This is a genomic window from Pseudomonas sp. 1152_12 (assembly GCF_052850675.1).
In genome coordinates this window covers 73,855-89,608 of sequence record NZ_VXCW01000007.1, presented here as the reverse complement: position 1 = coordinate 89,608, position 15,754 = coordinate 73,855, and the positions used below count along the sequence as shown (strand labels likewise).

The 15,754-nt window shown below is 60.4% G+C and carries 10 protein-coding genes, 1 pseudogene and 1 riboswitch; of the genes and pseudogenes, 6 read left to right on the top strand and 5 right to left on the bottom strand.

All coding sequences use genetic code 11. The features are described from left to right. Window positions 1–14: 14 nt before the first annotated feature. Both FW764_RS14800 and FW764_RS14795 read right to left on the bottom strand, forming a co-directional pair. Window positions 15–758 (bottom strand): methyl-accepting chemotaxis protein, encoded by a 744-nt coding sequence (locus tag FW764_RS14800; protein WP_446434743.1) that lies wholly within the window; start codon window positions 756–758, stop codon window positions 15–17. Between the two features lie 114 nt (window positions 759–872). Continuing rightward, window positions 873–1,067: pseudogene (locus FW764_RS14795) on the bottom strand (HAMP domain-containing protein); the annotation flags it as partial. A gap of 1,314 nt (window positions 1,068–2,381) precedes the next feature. Here FW764_RS14795 and FW764_RS14790 point away from each other — a divergent pair. Beyond that, window positions 2,382–3,200: a M48 family metalloprotease gene (locus tag FW764_RS14790; RefSeq protein ID WP_446434555.1), complete on the top strand. Its 819-nt coding sequence runs from the start codon at window positions 2,382–2,384 to the stop codon at window positions 3,198–3,200. 121 nt (window positions 3,201–3,321) lie between these two features. Here FW764_RS14790 and FW764_RS14785 read toward each other — a convergent pair whose 3' ends face one another. The 3 genes from FW764_RS14785 to FW764_RS14775 form a co-directional block, all read right to left on the bottom strand. Further along, window positions 3,322–3,906 (bottom strand): TMEM165/GDT1 family protein, encoded by a 585-nt coding sequence (locus tag FW764_RS14785; RefSeq protein ID WP_016974259.1) that lies wholly within the window; start codon window positions 3,904–3,906, stop codon window positions 3,322–3,324. A gap of 88 nt (window positions 3,907–3,994) precedes the next feature. Then, window positions 3,995–4,116, bottom strand: a riboswitch (yybP-ykoY riboswitch). A 50-nt stretch (window positions 4,117–4,166) separates the two neighbouring features. Further along, entirely contained in the window at window positions 4,167–5,165 is a 999-nt protein-coding gene (locus tag FW764_RS14780; protein WP_446434554.1) for a methyltransferase, read from the bottom strand. 30 nt (window positions 5,166–5,195) lie between these two features. Then, a complete protein-coding gene (locus FW764_RS14775) occupies window positions 5,196–6,161 on the bottom strand; it encodes a 2-hydroxyacid dehydrogenase (RefSeq protein WP_446434553.1) in 966 nt (321 codons plus the stop codon). An 84-nt stretch (window positions 6,162–6,245) separates the two neighbouring features. On the opposite strand from FW764_RS14775, the gene FW764_RS14770 reads away from it, so the two are divergent. From FW764_RS14770 to FW764_RS14750, 5 genes are all read left to right on the top strand, one after another. Then, window positions 6,246–6,878 (top strand): LysE family translocator, encoded by a 633-nt coding sequence (locus tag FW764_RS14770; protein WP_446434552.1) that lies wholly within the window; start codon window positions 6,246–6,248, stop codon window positions 6,876–6,878. Window positions 6,879–7,145: 267 nt separating this feature from the next. Then, entirely contained in the window at window positions 7,146–8,828 is a 1,683-nt protein-coding gene (locus FW764_RS14765; protein ID WP_446434551.1) for a fatty acid--CoA ligase, read from the top strand. 332 nt (window positions 8,829–9,160) lie between these two features. Then, window positions 9,161–11,053 carry a DUF1302 domain-containing protein gene (locus FW764_RS14760; protein WP_446434550.1) on the top strand — a complete coding sequence of 631 codons (1,893 nt, stop codon included), beginning with the start codon at window positions 9,161–9,163 and terminating at the stop codon, window positions 11,051–11,053. 43 nt (window positions 11,054–11,096) lie between these two features. Further along, entirely contained in the window at window positions 11,097–12,461 is a 1,365-nt protein-coding gene (locus tag FW764_RS14755; protein WP_446434549.1) for a DUF1329 domain-containing protein, read from the top strand. A gap of 252 nt (window positions 12,462–12,713) precedes the next feature. After that, window positions 12,714–15,443, top strand: coding sequence for a LuxR C-terminal-related transcriptional regulator (locus tag FW764_RS14750; protein WP_446434548.1), 2,730 nt, complete (start codon window positions 12,714–12,716; stop codon window positions 15,441–15,443). The last annotated feature ends 311 nt before the right edge of the window (window positions 15,444–15,754 follow it).

Here is a 15,754-nt window from a genome sequence, read left to right as displayed (position 1 = left end):
ACCACCGCAGATCCCTAAACCTTGAACTGATTGATCAACCGCCGCTGCTGCTCCGCCAGCTTGGTCAAGTCCGCACTGGCCGCACTCGATTCATCCGCGCCGCCCGCCACTTCATTGGCCACCTGGCCAATATTGATCACATTGCGATTGATATCCTCAGCCACCGCGCTCTGCTCCTCGGCTGCGCTGGCAATCTGGGTGTTCATGTCGTTGATTACCGACACTGCCTGAGTAATCGTTTCCAGCGCCTGCGCCGCCTTGGCCGCATGTTGTACGCTTTCATCGGTGCGGTTCTGGCTGTCTTCCATGACCTTCACCACGTCGCGCGTGCCTTGTTGCAGATGTTGGATCATGGTCTGGATTTCTTCGGTGGCCTTCTGGGTTTTCTGCGCCAGGTTACGCACTTCATCTGCCACCACCGCAAATCCACGGCCTTGCTCGCCAGCCCTTGCCGCCTCGATGGCGGCGTTGAGCGCCAGCAGGTTGGTCTGCTCGGCGATCCCGCGAATTGCCGTGAGGATCGCATTGATGTTCTCGCTGTCCTTGGCCAGGGCTTGCACAACGCCCACCGCCTTACCGATTTCTTGCGCCAACGCGCCGATAGATGTTGAGGTCTCGCGCACGATGCGCATGCCTTGGCTCGCCGCCTGGTCAGCGTGGCTGGCGGCTTGCGCGGCCTGGGTGGCGTTACGCGCCACGTCCTGAGCGGTGGCGGTCATCTCGTGTACGGCGGTGGCCACTTGGTCGATCTCGACCATTTGTTTGTGCACGCCTTGGTTGGTGCGTATCGCGATATCGGCGGTGTGCTCCGACGAATCGCTGACCTTCTGCACCGAACTCACCACCTGGGTAATCATCCCCTGCAGCTTGATCAAGAAGGTATTGAAGCCGGTGGCGATTGCGCCCAGTTCGTCGGCGCGGTCACTGCTCAGGCGGCGGGTCAGGTCGCCTTCGCCCTGGGCGATGTCGTTGAGCATCGCCACCATTTGCTTCAGCGGGCGGGCGATGCCGTGGCCCACCAGCCAGATCACCAGTAAGCCGATGCCCGCGATCAGCAGGCCAACCATGGCCATGCCGAAGGTGTCGGTCTTACGCTGGGCTTGCAGGTCACTTTGCAGTTTTTGCGAGTCGGCCATCACCGCGCTCAGCGGCAGTTGCAGCATCAAGGTCCAGCGCGCTTCGGCCTGGCCGATATTGAAGGGCAGGAACAGCACGATATGCCCGTGTTCCTTGTCGATGTCGTAGCGCACTTCGCCGACTTTCAACTGACCGAGGTTGGCCAGCTCGTTACTGTCGAGAAGGTCGGTGGCCTTTTCGCCGAGTTTGCTGGCGTCCTTGGTGTAGGCCACCAGGCGACCGTTGTTGGAAATCAGCGCCAGTTCGCCGGCACCGTTATAGAGGTTCTGGTCGGCGCGGGTGAGCATGTCCTGGATGAAGTTGACCGACAGGTCTGCGCCGACGATGCCCTGGAAGGCGCCGTCAATCATGATCGGTTCGATAAACGAGGCCAGCATCACCATCGCATTGCCGACCTTATACGGTGCCGGGTCGATGGCGCAGGGCTTCTTGCTCTCCTTGGAGCACAGGTAGTACTCGCTGGCGCGCACGCCGGTGGCGAGGATGTTCTGGTCGTTGACGTCGGCGAGTTTATCCAGGCCCAGGCTGCCATCAGCGTTGCGGTACCACCACGGCAGGAAGCGTCCGTCGGCGGCCATGCCGACAATCGGCGTGTTTACGTAGGCGGCGTCGTTGTGGTCGATCGCATTGGGCTCCCAGCCGATATAGGCGCCGAGGATTTTCGGGTTGCGCACCACGGTCTCGTGCAGCAGGCTGATCAGTTGTTCGCGGCCGACCTGCAGCGCCGGTTCGCCCTTGGCGTCTTTCATGCCGAGCAGGGCGTTGGCGGTGGCCAGGCCTTTGGCCGTCGCCAGGGGCGCTTCCAACTCGCGCTGGATCAGCGTGGCCTGGGTTTGCGCCAATGCCGTGAGGCGCTGCTCGATGGCCTGCTCGAACTGCGCCTGGGTGCGTTCCTGCACCAGTTCCTGGGTGCGCGCCCCGGCAAACACGGCGTAGAGCACCAACACGGCAACCACACTCAACACGATGGCCCCGGTCAGTGCTGCGACAGAAAACTGAATCGACTTGAATTTCATGAAGGCTCCGGGCGCAGGGGCAGATGGGCTGCCTTCTTGTATCGGCCGGGGGCTCGAGAGGCTTAAGGCTGGGCCTGTGAAAGAGTGCCGGATGTCGCAAATGGGCTGTTCGTCGCCGTTGTGGGTGTGTGGGATGTATCTGAAAGTTAGCGATTACACGTCTTGTCTCTCTGGCGCAGATACACGCGACCGCCTAGGATACGCGCCATGTATTCAGGGAGCGTGTTCATGAAGAAGTCATTGGCGGTAAGTGGGGTATTTGCGGCGATGTTGCTGGCTGGTTGCCAGTCGGTAAACACCACCAGCGGCGGCGCCGTTGGGGTGGAGCGCAAGCAGTACATGTTCAGCATGCTGTCGAGCCAGGAAGTCGACCAGATGTATGCCCAGTCCTACCAGCAGACACTGGGTGAGGCGAGCGGCAAAGGTATGCTCGACAAGACCAGCGCCAACGCCAAGCGCGTGCAGGCGATTGCCAATCGTCTGATCGCCCAGGCGCCGACCTTCCGCCCGGATGCGGCGCAGTGGAAGTGGGAAGTGAATCTGATCAAAAGCGATGAGATGAACGCCAACTGCGGGCCTGGCGGCAAGATCTTTGTATACAGCGCGTTGATCGACAACCTCAAACTCACCGATGACGAACTGGCTGCGGTGATGGGGCATGAAATCGCCCACGCCTTGCGCGAACACGGGCGTGAGGCCATGTCCAAGGCCTACGGCATCCAGATGGCGAAACAGGGCGCGGGCGCATTGTTCGGTTTGGGTCAGGACAGCCTGGCGTTGGCCGATACCGTGGCCAACTACGGTATGACCTTGCCCAACAGTCGCGCCAATGAAAACGAAGCGGACCTAATCGGTTTAGAGCTCTCGGCCCGGGCCGGTTATAACCCGAACGCGGCCATCACATTGTGGAACAAGATGGCCAAGGCTTCGGAAGGCGCGCCACCCGAGTTCATGAGCACGCACCCGGCTTCCGACAGCCGAATCGCCTCGTTGCAGGCGGCGATTCCGAAGGTGATGCCGCTTTACCAGCAGGCCAAAAAGTCCTGAGTTAACGCGGACCCATGTGGGAGCTGGCTCGCCTGCGATGCAGGCGACTCAGTCCTTCAGAAATGCCGAGTTGATGCTATCGCAGGCAAGCCGGCGCCCACATTGGATTGGGTTTACAGGTCTAGATCCAGCCACTGCTTTGCATGGCTTTGTACACCGCCACCACCGCCAGAACGAAGAAAGCCGTTGCCGCCAGTCGACGAATCAGGGTCAACGGCAGTTTTTCCGCCGCGAAATTCCCTGCCAATACCACCGGCACGTTGGCAATCAGCATGCCCAAGGTGGTGCCGATAATCACCAGCCACAGCTCAGGGTACTGCGCCGCCAGCATCACCGTAGCGATCTGCGTTTTGTCACCGATTTCTGCCAGGAAGAACGCAATCAGCGTAGTCAGGAAAGGTCCGAACTTGCGCGTGGTACTGGCTTCGTCATCGTCGAGTTTGTCCGGCACCAAGGTCCATAGCGCCGTGGCACAGAAGCTCGCCGCGAGGATCCAGTGCAATACCGCATCCGAGAAGAAACTGCCGAACCAGGCGCCCACGGCACCGGCGGCCGCATGGTTGGCCAGGGTCGCGGCGACGATGCCGGCGATGATCGGCCAGGGTTTGCGAAAGCGTGCGGCAAGGATGAGCGCGAGCAGCTGCGTCTTGTCGCCGATTTCGGCCAAGGCAACGATTGCGGTAGGAACGAGTAATGAATCCAGCATCAGGTAGGTTTCCAGGGGCGGGTCGACACGGCTATGACACGTACAGCCTTCCCGCCCCGGGTAAGGTGTGCGTGTCATAGGTCTTGTCAAACCCCGGTCCGTCTGTGCGGACTCCTGGGTCGCATACGCCATGGTCTGTTGACCAAGTATGTTGACGTATGCCGGACGAGCATGGCGCTCGTGGGAGACTACTCCCCTAGGACGGAGCGGATTCTGCCTAGGCAAAATCCATTCGGCAAGCCTTCTTTTTCAAAAAAGCATCAGCCGCGTTTGGCACGATAAATGCGAAAACCATTGCCTTCGGCTTTGATTGCACACACGCCCAAGTGTTCTTCGATGAGCGGCTGGTACTTGAGGAAGCTGTTGGCAACCAGGCGCAGTTCTCCGCCTTTTGCCAGGTGTTTTGCCGCTTTTCGCAGCAAGTTTTCCGTAGCGAAATAGTCCGTATGCACGCCGACATGGAACGGTGGGTTGCTCAAAATTGCGTTCAAACCCATCGGCGCGGCGTCGATGCCGTCACCGGTCAATACCTCAGCTTCCAGGCCGTTGGCCGCCAATGTGAGGCGACTGCTGGCGGCGGCAAAGGCATCCACGTCCAGCAGGGTCACTGTGTTATGCGGGTAGCGACGTTTGACTGCTGCTCCCAGTACGCCGGCGCCGCAACCAAAGTCGAGCAGATGCCCGCTGGGCAACTTGTCCAGGTGCGCAAGCAGCAATTCAGTGCCGCGATCCAAGCGGCCGTGGCTGAACACGCCCGGCAGGCTCACGACCTTGAGCGGGCCTTCGGCCAGCGGCACGTCAAAAACCTGCGCCAGGCTTTCCAGCTCGACCGCTTGCGGGGCGTTGGTCACGGTGACTTGCCACAGCTGGCAATGCCGCGCGTTATCGAGCTTGCGTGGTTTACCGAACGGGATCATCTGTTTGGCGGCGCTTTCGATACCGCCTTTTTTCTCGCCGACCAGATACAGCTCGGCGCCGGGCAGACGCGCGGCCACGGCATTGAGCAGGTAGTCGGTGAGGTCCTTGGACTTGGGCAGGAAAATCACCGCCGCATCAAACCCACGCTCGGGCACGTCCACGCCGAACTGGCTGCGCTCTGGGAAGCGCGCATCGAGCGCCGCCTGGTCGCCGGCATGCCAGCTCCAGCCGTGGGCATTGGGCAGGCGGCCGAGTAAGTCGTCGGCGGGTAACCCAACCAGCAGCAGGTTGCCTTGAAAAAGTTCGGCCTGACGAAGCAGTACTTCACTGCGCGGATCCATGGTCTGCTCCTTGAAAAGGGGCGCAGTTTATCAACTGACGACGCGCAGCGGGGCGCCGCTGAAAAAGGTGCGAGCGTTTTCTGCCAATTGGCCGACGATGCGCTGCCGCGCTTCGCGACTGCCCCAGGCGTTGTGCGGCGTGACAATCAAGCGAGGAATATCGCCGGCCAGCAGTGGGTTACCATTCACTGGCGGTTCCACGCTCAGCACATCAGTGGCTGCGCCGCCCAGATGGCCGCTGCGCAGGGCGTCCGCCAGCGCCTGTTCGTTGACCAAACCGCCGCGAGCGGTGTTGACGATAAACGCGCCGCGTTTGAGCAACGCCAGTTCGCGGGCGCCGATAAAGTCGCGGGTGTGTTCATTGAGCGGGCAGTGCAGGGTCAGCGCATCGACCTGCGCCAGCAGTTCATCCAGCGGGACGCGGTCGGCGCGGGCAGGGCGCCCGGGGATTGCACCGAGCAGCACGCGCATGCCAAAGGCCTCGGCCAGGCGCGCCACGGCGCTGCCCAGTTCGCCGTGGCCGAGCAGGCCAAGGGTTTTGCCTTGCAGCTCGACAATCGGGTAGTCCAGCAGGCAGAACTGCTTGGCGTCTTGCCATTTGCCAGCGGCAACATCCCGTTGATAGTCGTTCAAGCGTGTTGCCAAGTTGAGCAGCAGCATGATTGTGTGCTGCGCCACCGACGGCGTGCCGTAGCCCTGGCAGTTGCTTACGGTAATGCCATGGGCGCGCGCGGCGGCGAGGTCTACGTTGTTGGTGCCGGTGGCCGACACCAGGATCAGCTTGAGTTCGGGGCAGGCCTCCAGGGTCTCGGTGTTGAGGGCGATCTTGTTGCTGATAGCCACCTGGGCGCCTTGCAAGCGCTCGATCACGTTCTGCGGCGTGGTGTGCGTGTACAGCTGCAGGTCGCTGAAGCTGTTGCGCAATTCGCTGAGGTCGAGGTCCCCCAGGTCCAGAGATGGGTGATCAAGGAAGACGGCGCGGCGATTGTTCGTCATCAACTGTACCTTTTGCGACAGGGTTCGAAGGCGTAATCTGCCGAGCCTATCAGATGAAATAATCAGTTACTTAATGGAGTGAACATGTACGCCGCCGAGTTTTTGACCGTAGCCTTGATTCACTTGTTAGCGGTGGCCAGCCCCGGCCCGGATTTCGCCGTGGTGGTGCGCGAGAGTGTGACCCATGGCCGTCGCGCCGGGACGTGGACCGCTTTGGGTGTGGGTTCGGCGATTTTCCTGCACGTGGGTTATTCGCTGCTCGGGATTGGCCTGATCGTGTCGCAGTCCATCGTGCTGTTCAACGCGCTGAAATGGGCGGCGGCGGCGTACCTGTTGTACATCGGTTTCAAGGCCCTGCGCGCGCAGCCGGCCAAACCGCCGGTTGAAGGCGAGTTGCACCGCGAAGCCGGTGAACGCACGCCGCGTGGCGCCTTCACAGCAGGGTTTGTGACCAATGGCCTGAACCCCAAGGCCACGCTGTTCTTCCTCTCGCTGTTTACCGTAGTGATCAACCCGCACACGCCGTTGGCGATCCAGGCGGGTTACGGTGTGTACCTGGCGGTGGCGACGGCGTTGTGGTTCTGCATGGTCGCGATGTTGTTCAGCCAGCAACGGGTGCGTGCTGGTTTTGCGCGGATGGGCCATTGGTTTGATCGGACGATGGGTGCGGTGTTGATTGCGATTGGCGTGAAGTTGGCCTTCACCAGCATGAAGTAAACGAATTTCTTGAGTGACCACGGCTCAAAATGTGGGAGCGGGCTTGCTCGCGAATACGGCGTGTCAGTCACCGAATACCTAGGCTGATACACCGCCTTCGCGAGCAAGCCCGCTCCCACATTGGATCTCGGCTAGGCTCAAGTAATGGCGCAAAGCTAGCATTCATTGGGGTCTACAAATCATTCCTTTGGCTGATTTAGCTGAAACATAAGCGCTCTACAGTGCAGCTCTTCAAGCCAAGACCGTGCAGTCAGATAAGGGATTAGTATGTTGCAGACCCGTGTTATCCCGCCCGCCGAAGGCGCTTACCAATACCCGCTGTTGATCAAACGCCTACTGATGTCCGGGGCGCGCTACGAGAAGACCAGGGAAATCATCTACCGCGACAAACTGCGTTACACCTACCCGACCCTGATCGAGCGCGTTGCGCGCTTGGCCAATGTGCTGACCGAGGCCGGGGTCAAAGCCGGTGACACCGTCGCCGTGATGGACTGGGACAGCCACCGTTACCTGGAATGCATGTTCGCCATCCCGATGATCGGCGCGGTGATCCACACCATCAACGTGCGCCTGTCGCCGGAACAGATTCTCTACACCATGAACCACGCCGAGGACCGCTTTGTACTGGTCAACAGTGAGTTCGTGGGGCTCTACCAGGCCATCGCCGGGCAACTCACCACCGTCGACAAGACCTTGCTGCTCACCGATGGCGACGCCAAGACCGCCGAGCTGCCCAACTTGGTCGGCGAATACGAAACCCTGCTGGCGGCCGCCAGCCCCAAGTACGACTTCGAGGACTTCGACGAACATTCCGTCGCCACCACTTTTTACACCACCGGCACTACCGGCAACCCCAAGGGCGTGTACTTCACCCACCGCCAACTGGTGCTGCACACCATGGGTGTGGCGACCATCATGGGCAGTGTCGACAGTGTGCGTCTGTTGGGCACCAACGACGTGTACATGCCGATCACGCCGATGTTCCACGTGCACGCCTGGGGCCTGCCGTATGTGGCGACCATGCTCGGCTTGAAGCAGGTCTACCCCGGCCGCTACGACCCGGAATACCTGGTGGAGTTGTGGCGCAAGGAAAAGGTCACCTTCTCCCATTGCGTGCCGACCATCCTGCAAATGGTGCTCAATGCCAAGGCCGCCCAAGACGTGGACTTCGGCGGCTGGAAAATCGTCATCGGCGGCAGCGCGCTGAATCGCACGCTGTATGAAGCGTCCAAGGCGCGTGGCATTCAACTGACCGCCGCGTACGGCATGTCCGAGACTGGACCGCTGGTGTCCTGCGCCCACCTCAACGAAGAACTGATGGCCGGCACCGAGGACGAACGCACCACTTATCGCATCAAGGCCGGCGTGCCTGGGCCGTTGGTGGAAGCGGCGATTGTCGACAGCGAGGGCAACTTCCTGCCCGCTGACGGAGAGTCCCAAGGCGAGCTGGTGCTGCGTGCGCCGTGGTTGACCGAGGGCTATTACAACGAGCCGCAAAAGGGCGCCGAGCTATGGGATGGCGGCTGGATGCACACCGGCGACGTGGCCACCCTCGATGCATTTGGCGTGATTGATATCCGTGACCGCATCAAGGACGTGATCAAGACCGGCGGCGAGTGGATCTCTTCCCTGGCCCTCGAAGACCTGGTCAGTCGTCATCCGGCGGTACGCGAAGTAGCGGTGGTGGGTATCGCCGACCCGCAGTGGGGCGAGCGCCCGTTTGCGTTGCTGGTGGTGCGTGATGGCCATGTGATAGGTGCCCGCGAGCTCAAGGAACACCTTAAGCCTTTCGTCGAGCTGGGCCATTTGAGCAAGTGGGCGATTCCAAGTCAGATCGCCGTTGTTACTGATATTCCCAAGACCAGCGTAGGAAAACTCGACAAAAAACGTATCCGCATCGACATCATTGAATGGCAGGCCAACAACAGCACCTTCCTGTCCACGCTCTGAACCCCCGCGCCGCGCCCGTTCGGGCGCGGCAACGCTCTATCTCGCGCCTTGACTTGTGATTTGCCAATTTTCAGCCATCCTTGCCTCGCCGGCCTTCGTCGGCGTGGCGAAAGGGTTGTGGCAGACGGGTCGGTGATGCAAATCACACTTTAGAGGGATCAAGCGATACCCCCCGCTGGCTATAGTCCCCTTCAGAGTTTTTCAAGGATGTTGTGCTTCGAGCCATGGAGGCTCGGCTGCCGTTCGGCATTGGAATCGTTGTGTTCCGGCCGATACATGCATCCAGAAGACAAACTCACTGCCATAACAATAATGCACATGGAGTAGCGTCGATGACCTCAGTAAACCAGTTCTGGCGCCGGGCAAGACTGCCCCTGGCCGTCAGCCTCGCTTCTACGCTCGCCGGGCCCGCATTCGGCGTCAGTTTCAACATCGGTGAAATCGAAGGTAGCTTTGACTCATCCCTGTCGGTGGGGGCGAGCTGGTCGACTGCGGGTCGAAATAAGGACCTGATCGGCGTCAACAACGGTGGCAAGGGGTTGTCGCAAACCTCCGATGACGGCCACTTGAACTTTGACAAGGGCGACGCCTTTTCGAAGATCTTCAAGGGTATTCACGACCTCGAATTGAAATACGGCGACACCGGCATCTTTGTGCGTGGCAAGTACTGGTACGACTTCGCCCTGCAAAACGAAGACCTGGACTTCAAGAACGTCAGTAACAACAACCGTAAAGAGGGCGCCAAGTCCTCTGGCGGGCAAATCCTCGATGCCTTCATCTACCACAACTACAGCATCGCCGATCAGCCGGGCAACGTGCGCTTTGGTAAGCAGGTGGTGAGTTGGGGTGAAAGTACCTTCATTGGTGGCGGTATCAACTCCATTAACCCGATCGACGTGTCCGCATTCCGTCGCCCGGGGGCTGAAATCAAGGAAGGCCTGATTCCGGTCAACATGTTCTACGTGTCGCAGACGCTGACCGATAACCTGTCGGCGGAAGCGTTCTACCAGTTGGAGTGGGACCAGACCGTTACCGATAACTGCGGCACCTTCTTCTCCCAGCCTGATGTGGTCTCCGACGGTTGCAGCGACAACCTGCGCTTGCTTGCCAAACGCTCGACCATCGCCGCCACGGCGCCGGGCCGCGGGGCGCTCGCTCAATTCGCGGCGCGGGGCGTGGACACTAACGAAGAGGGCACCCTGGTCCGTCGTGGCGGTGATCGGGATGCGCGTGACAGCGGCCAGTTTGGTGTGGCCATGCACTACAACTTCGAGCCGCTGGACACCGAGTTCGGTGCCTACTTCATGAACTACCACAGCCGCGCGCCGATCTTCAGCGCAACGGCGGCGCCTGCCTCCGCTTATGCAATTGCACCGGCCTTCGGCACGTTGGCTCCGGTGTTTATCGCCGGTAACTCCAAGTACTTTATCGAGTACCCCGAAGATATCCGTCTATACGGCTTGAGCTTCTCGACCACATTGCCGACGGGGACGGCCTGGAGCGGTGAGCTGAGCTATCGCCCTAACGCACCGGTACAGCTCAATACAACCGACATCCTTTATGCGGGCGTGAAAGACCTGGGGGGCGCCTTCTCCAACGCCTCCCTACTCAGCGGCGCCAAGGGTCAGGACCTGAATGGTTACCGTCGTAAGGAAATCACGCAGTTCCAGACCACACTGACGCACTTCTTCGATCAGGTGATGGGCGCCAGCCGCTTGACCCTAGTGGGTGAAGTGGGTGTGACGCATGTGGGTGGGCTTGAAAGCAAGAACAAGGTTCGTTATGGCCGCGATCCGGTCTTCGGTCCTGGCGCTTTGCCGTCTACTGGTGGGCGTAACACCTGCGCGCAGATCCTCAACCCGTCCACTATCGGTGGCGCCGGCCCTGGTGCAGATGCCAGCAATGTCTCCAAGTACTGCGACAACGATGGTTTCACCACTGCCACCTCCTGGGGCTACCGTGGGCGGGCGATCTGGGAATACCCGGACACGTTTGCCGGTGTGAACCTCAAGCCTAGCGTGGCCTGGTCCCACGACGTAAAAGGTTACTCGCCGGGCCCTGGCGGCAACTTCGAAGAAGGTCGCAAGGCTGTCAGCCTGGGTGTCGATGCCGAGTATCAAAACACTTATACCGTTGGCTTGAACTACACCAACTTCTTTGGTGGCAAGTTCAGCACCGTGGACGATCGTGACTTTATCGCCTTGAGCGCCGGCATGAACTTCTAAGCACACTCTCTTTACGTAGTCCGTTTTCAGGAAGAACCAGAACATGAAAATAACTAAAAGTCTGTTGCACGTGGGTGTGCTAGGGCTGTCGATCATGGCGGGTAGCGTCATGGCGGCCGTCTCGGCAGATGAAGCCGCCAAGCTGGGCACGACCCTGACCCCGATGGGTGCTGAAATGGCCGGTAACGCCGCCGGCACCATCCCGAAATGGTCGCCACTGCCCACCAATGCTGGCGCCGTGGACGCACGCGGTTTCCTGGCCAACCCGTATGCCAGCGAACAACCGCAGTTCACCATCACCGCGCAGAACGTTGAGCAGTACAAAGACAAACTGGCGCCGGGGCAGTACGCGATGTTCAAGCGTTACCCGGACACTTTCAAGATGCCGGTTTACCCGACTCATCGCGGCGCCACCGTGCCAGCTGATGTGTTCGCCGCAATCAAGAAGAACGCCACCAACACCAATCTGGTGTCCGGCGGCAACGGCCTGGAAAACTTCGAAACCGCGATTCCATTCCCCATCCCGAAAAGCGGTGTGGAAGTTATCTGGAACCACATCACCCGCTATCGCGGTGGCAGCGTAACTCGCCTGGTCACCCAGGCCACCCCGCAAACCAACGGCTCGTTCAGCCTGGTGTACTTCCGCGACCAGTTCGTGTTCCGCGACAAGATGAAGGACTACGACCCGAAAAATCCGGGCAACGTATTGTTCTACTTCAAGCAGCAAGTGACTGCGCCGGCACGTCTGGCCGGTGGTGTGCTGCTGGTGCACGAAACGCTGGACCAGGTGAAGGAGCCGCGTTCGGCGTGGGTCTACAACGCTGGCCAACGCCGTGTGCGTAGGGCGCCGCAAGTGTCCTATGACGGGCCGGGCACGGCGGCCGACGGCCTGCGCACGTCCGACAACCTCGACATGTACAACGGTGCACCGGACCGCTACGACTGGAAGCTGGAAGGCAAGAAAGAAATGTACATCGCCTCCAACAGCTACAAAATCGACGATCCGAAGCTCAAGTATGCCGACATTATCAAGGCCGGCCACATCAACCAGGACCTGGCTCGCTACGAGCTGCGCCGCGTCTGGCACGTGGTCGCCACCCTGAAGGAAGGGCAGCGCCACATCTACGCCAAACGTGACTTCTTCATAGACGAAGACACCTGGCAAGCGGCGGTGATCGACCACTACGACGGCCGTGGCCAACTGTGGCGCGTCGCCGAAGCGCATGCCGAGAACTACTACGACAAGCAAGTGCCGTGGTACGCCATCGAAACCCTCTACGACCTGCAGTCCGGCCGCTACCTGGCCCTTGGCATGAAGAACGAAGAGAAACAGGCGTATGACTTCGGCTTCACTGCCAGCACCAGCGACTTCACCCCAGCGGCCTTGCGCCAGGATGGTGTTCGCTAAGGCGCACTCGCTCGACAATGTGGGAGGGGGCTTGCGCCCGATAGCAGTGGGTCAGTCGATGTATTGAGCGACTGACACTCCGCTATCGGGAGCAAGCCCCCTCCCACTTTTGTTTGTGGGGCTCTGGTGGGGATATTTTTTGTCGCAGTTCTTTTTCAGGCAAATGTTGCAAAGATCTACAAAGCTGCCGCTTTTACCGCTAGTCTGCGGACATCTGCAATGCCGACAACAGCCTTCTACAAGAGCCCGGCGATGACTGATCTGTCCCGAATCAAAGGGCCTGCAAGCGCGGTAATTCCAACCTTGGAAGCGCGTTTCTACAGGCCGCCGTTGCCTGATGGCTATGTGCTGCGCCCGCGCCTGTGCGAACGGCTGAGTGCGGGCCTTGCAGGGCGATTGTTATTGGTCAGTGCCCCGGCCGGGTTCGGCAAGAGTTCGTTGGCGGTGGAGTTCTGCCAAGGTTTACCGGCGCATTGGCATAGCCTGTGGCTGGGCTTGAGCCCACGCGATGGCGACCCCGGCCGTTTCCTCGAGCGCCTGCTCGACGGCTTGCAACACTACTTCCCGCAACTCGGCGCCCAATCACTGGGCTTGCTGAAAATGCGTCAGCGTCACCAACCCTTTGCCTTTGAAGAATGGCTCGACGGCCTGCTCGATGAGTTGACGCTGCACCTGTCCGCGCGCGCGCCGTTATTGTTGGTGCTTGATGACTACCACCTGGCCCAGGGCCCGGTGCTGGATCGCTGCCTGCAGTTTTTCCTCAATCATTTACCCGATGGGCTGGTGGTCATGGTCACCAGCCGCCAGCGTCCGGACTGGCATCTGGCGCGGCTGCGGCTGTCGCGGCATTTGCTGGAGTTGCACGAACAAGACCTGCGTCTGACCCACGACGAATCGTTGGCTGTGTTGGATCGACATAGCAGCTCGTTGCGCGGTGAGGCGTTGGACAACTTGATTCGGCGCAGTGAGGGTTGGGTCGCCGGCCTGCGCTTCTGGCTGTTGGCTGTCTCCGAAGCCGGCAATGAAAACCCGCTGCCGCAAAGCCTGCACGGGGGCGAAGGGCTGATTCGTGATTACCTGCTCGAAGAAGTCATCGACTGCCTGCCGGTTGAAGTCCAGGCGTTCCTTTATGATACCGCGCCTCAGGATCGTTTTTGCAGCGAATTGTGCGACGCCGTGCGCGAGGCTCACGACAGCGCCGAGATCCTCCGGTATCTGCAGGCCCATCAAGTATTTCTGGTGCCGCTGGACGAACAAGGCCACTGGTACCGTTATCACCACCTGTTTTCCGATTTGCTGCGCACCCGTCGCGCGAGCAACGCCACTTTGCCGATTGCCAGCCTGCACCTGCGGGCCTGCCGTTGGTTCAACGCCCAGGGCTTGATCGACGAGGCCGTGGAGCAGGCGTTGCGCGCCGGTCACCTCGATGTGGCTGCCAACTTGGTGCAGAACCTGTCGGAGGAGCAGCTGCTGGCCGAACAGAATGTCGGCATGCTGCTGCGCTGGAAGATGGACTTGCCCGACAGCCTACTGATCAGCACCCCGCGTTTGATCGTGCTGTACAGCTGGGCCTTGGGGCTGGCTTGCCAGTTGGATGCCGCCGAAGAATTGTCCGGCTACCTCAGTCGCTTCCTGCCAGCACCGTCGGTCACCGCGCAAAAATCGATGTTGGCCCAGTGGCTGGCGTTGAGCGGGATCATCGCCCGTGGGCGAGGCGACCGCGAGTTGACCCAGCGCTATTGCAGCGAAGCCTTGGAAAGCCTGCCGCACAAACGCTACGGCCAGCGCCTGATGTGCCTGTCGACCCTGTCTAACCTGGCCATCGTCGATGCTGACCTGTGGCGCGCCCGTGGCCTGAATCGCGAATCGCTGGAACTGGCGCAACGCGTTGGTAACCCGTTGTTTGAAGCCCTGGCCCACTACGACCGTGCGCGTGTCTTGCAGGCGCGTGGCGAAATCCTGCGTTCGCTGGACGAAGTGCGCCAAGGCCTGCAACGCTTGCATGGCCTGGCGCCGCAGCGGCTGTATGCGGTGCGCGCGCGGTTGTCGCTCTACGAAGGCTACTTGCTGCTGGTGCGTTATCAGCCCGAAGCTGGCCTCGCGCGTTTGCGTGCCGGTTTGAGCGAAGCGCGTGCCTGTCGGGATATCAGTGTGCTAATCGGGCATTGCGTGATTGCCAACTTCGAAGGGCGACGCGGTGATTTTGCCACGGCCTTTGCCGAACTTGCCGAGGCCGAGCGCTTGATGCACATCTGGGACGTACCGCCGATCTACTACCTGGCGATGATCACCCTGATCAAATGCGAATTGTGGTTGGCTCAAGGCCGTACCGACCTCGCCGATGCCTGGCTGACGCGTCTGGGGCAGACCTACAACGGCGAACACGCCGCTGCCGCGCCGGAATTTCACCCACACCTGCCGCAACATATCGGGCTGCAACAGGCTGCACTCGATGCCATCCGCCATCAGCCCGACGCCGCGCTTCAGCGCCTCGAAGAGCTGGCGCAACAGGCGTATAACAGCGGACGCCAGATGATTGCCCTGATGGCCCTCACCCAACAGGCGCATTTACTGCTGGAGTGTGGCCAGGAAGCCAAGGCGCGGCCGATCATGGCCTTGGCCCTTGAGGCGGGCGCTGGCGGCGCACTGCAACCGTTCCAGCGCCTGCTGGAACGCTACCCTGACTGGATGCGCGAACAACTCGGCAAAGACCCGCATGGCTTGTTGAATCAAAGCCTGTTGGCACTGCTGCCGGTGGTTGCCGCCGTCGAGACGTCGCCTACTCACGAAACCCTTAGCACCCGCGAGCTGGCGGTGCTGCAACTGATCGCCCAAGGTTGCTCGAACCAGGAGATCAGCAACCAGTTGTTCATCTCCCTGCACACGGTGAAAACCCACGCCAGTCATATCAACAGCAAGCTGGGTGTGGAACGGCGCACCCAGGCGGTGGCGCGGGCCAAGTCGATGGGCTTGCTGGTCTGATAGCCGATCTGCTTTCCTGTGGGCGCTGGCTTGCCTGCGATGGCATCAACGCTGTGTGCCTGATGTCTCCAGTCGTCCGTATCGCAGCATAGGTATCTACACATCTTTTTATGGGTTGAATTCTTTGGTTGTCGCGGGGGCGCGGGGTACATATCCGTTGCTGCGGTAACGGCTGATATTGGTTCCGCCCTTACGGCGGGTTACTTTTGGCTGGGCCGGCATTCCGGGCTCTTTTCCAAAAGTGACCCGCCGTAAGGGCGGAACCCTAAGCAGCCGTTACCGCAGCAACGGATATGTACTCATATCTACCT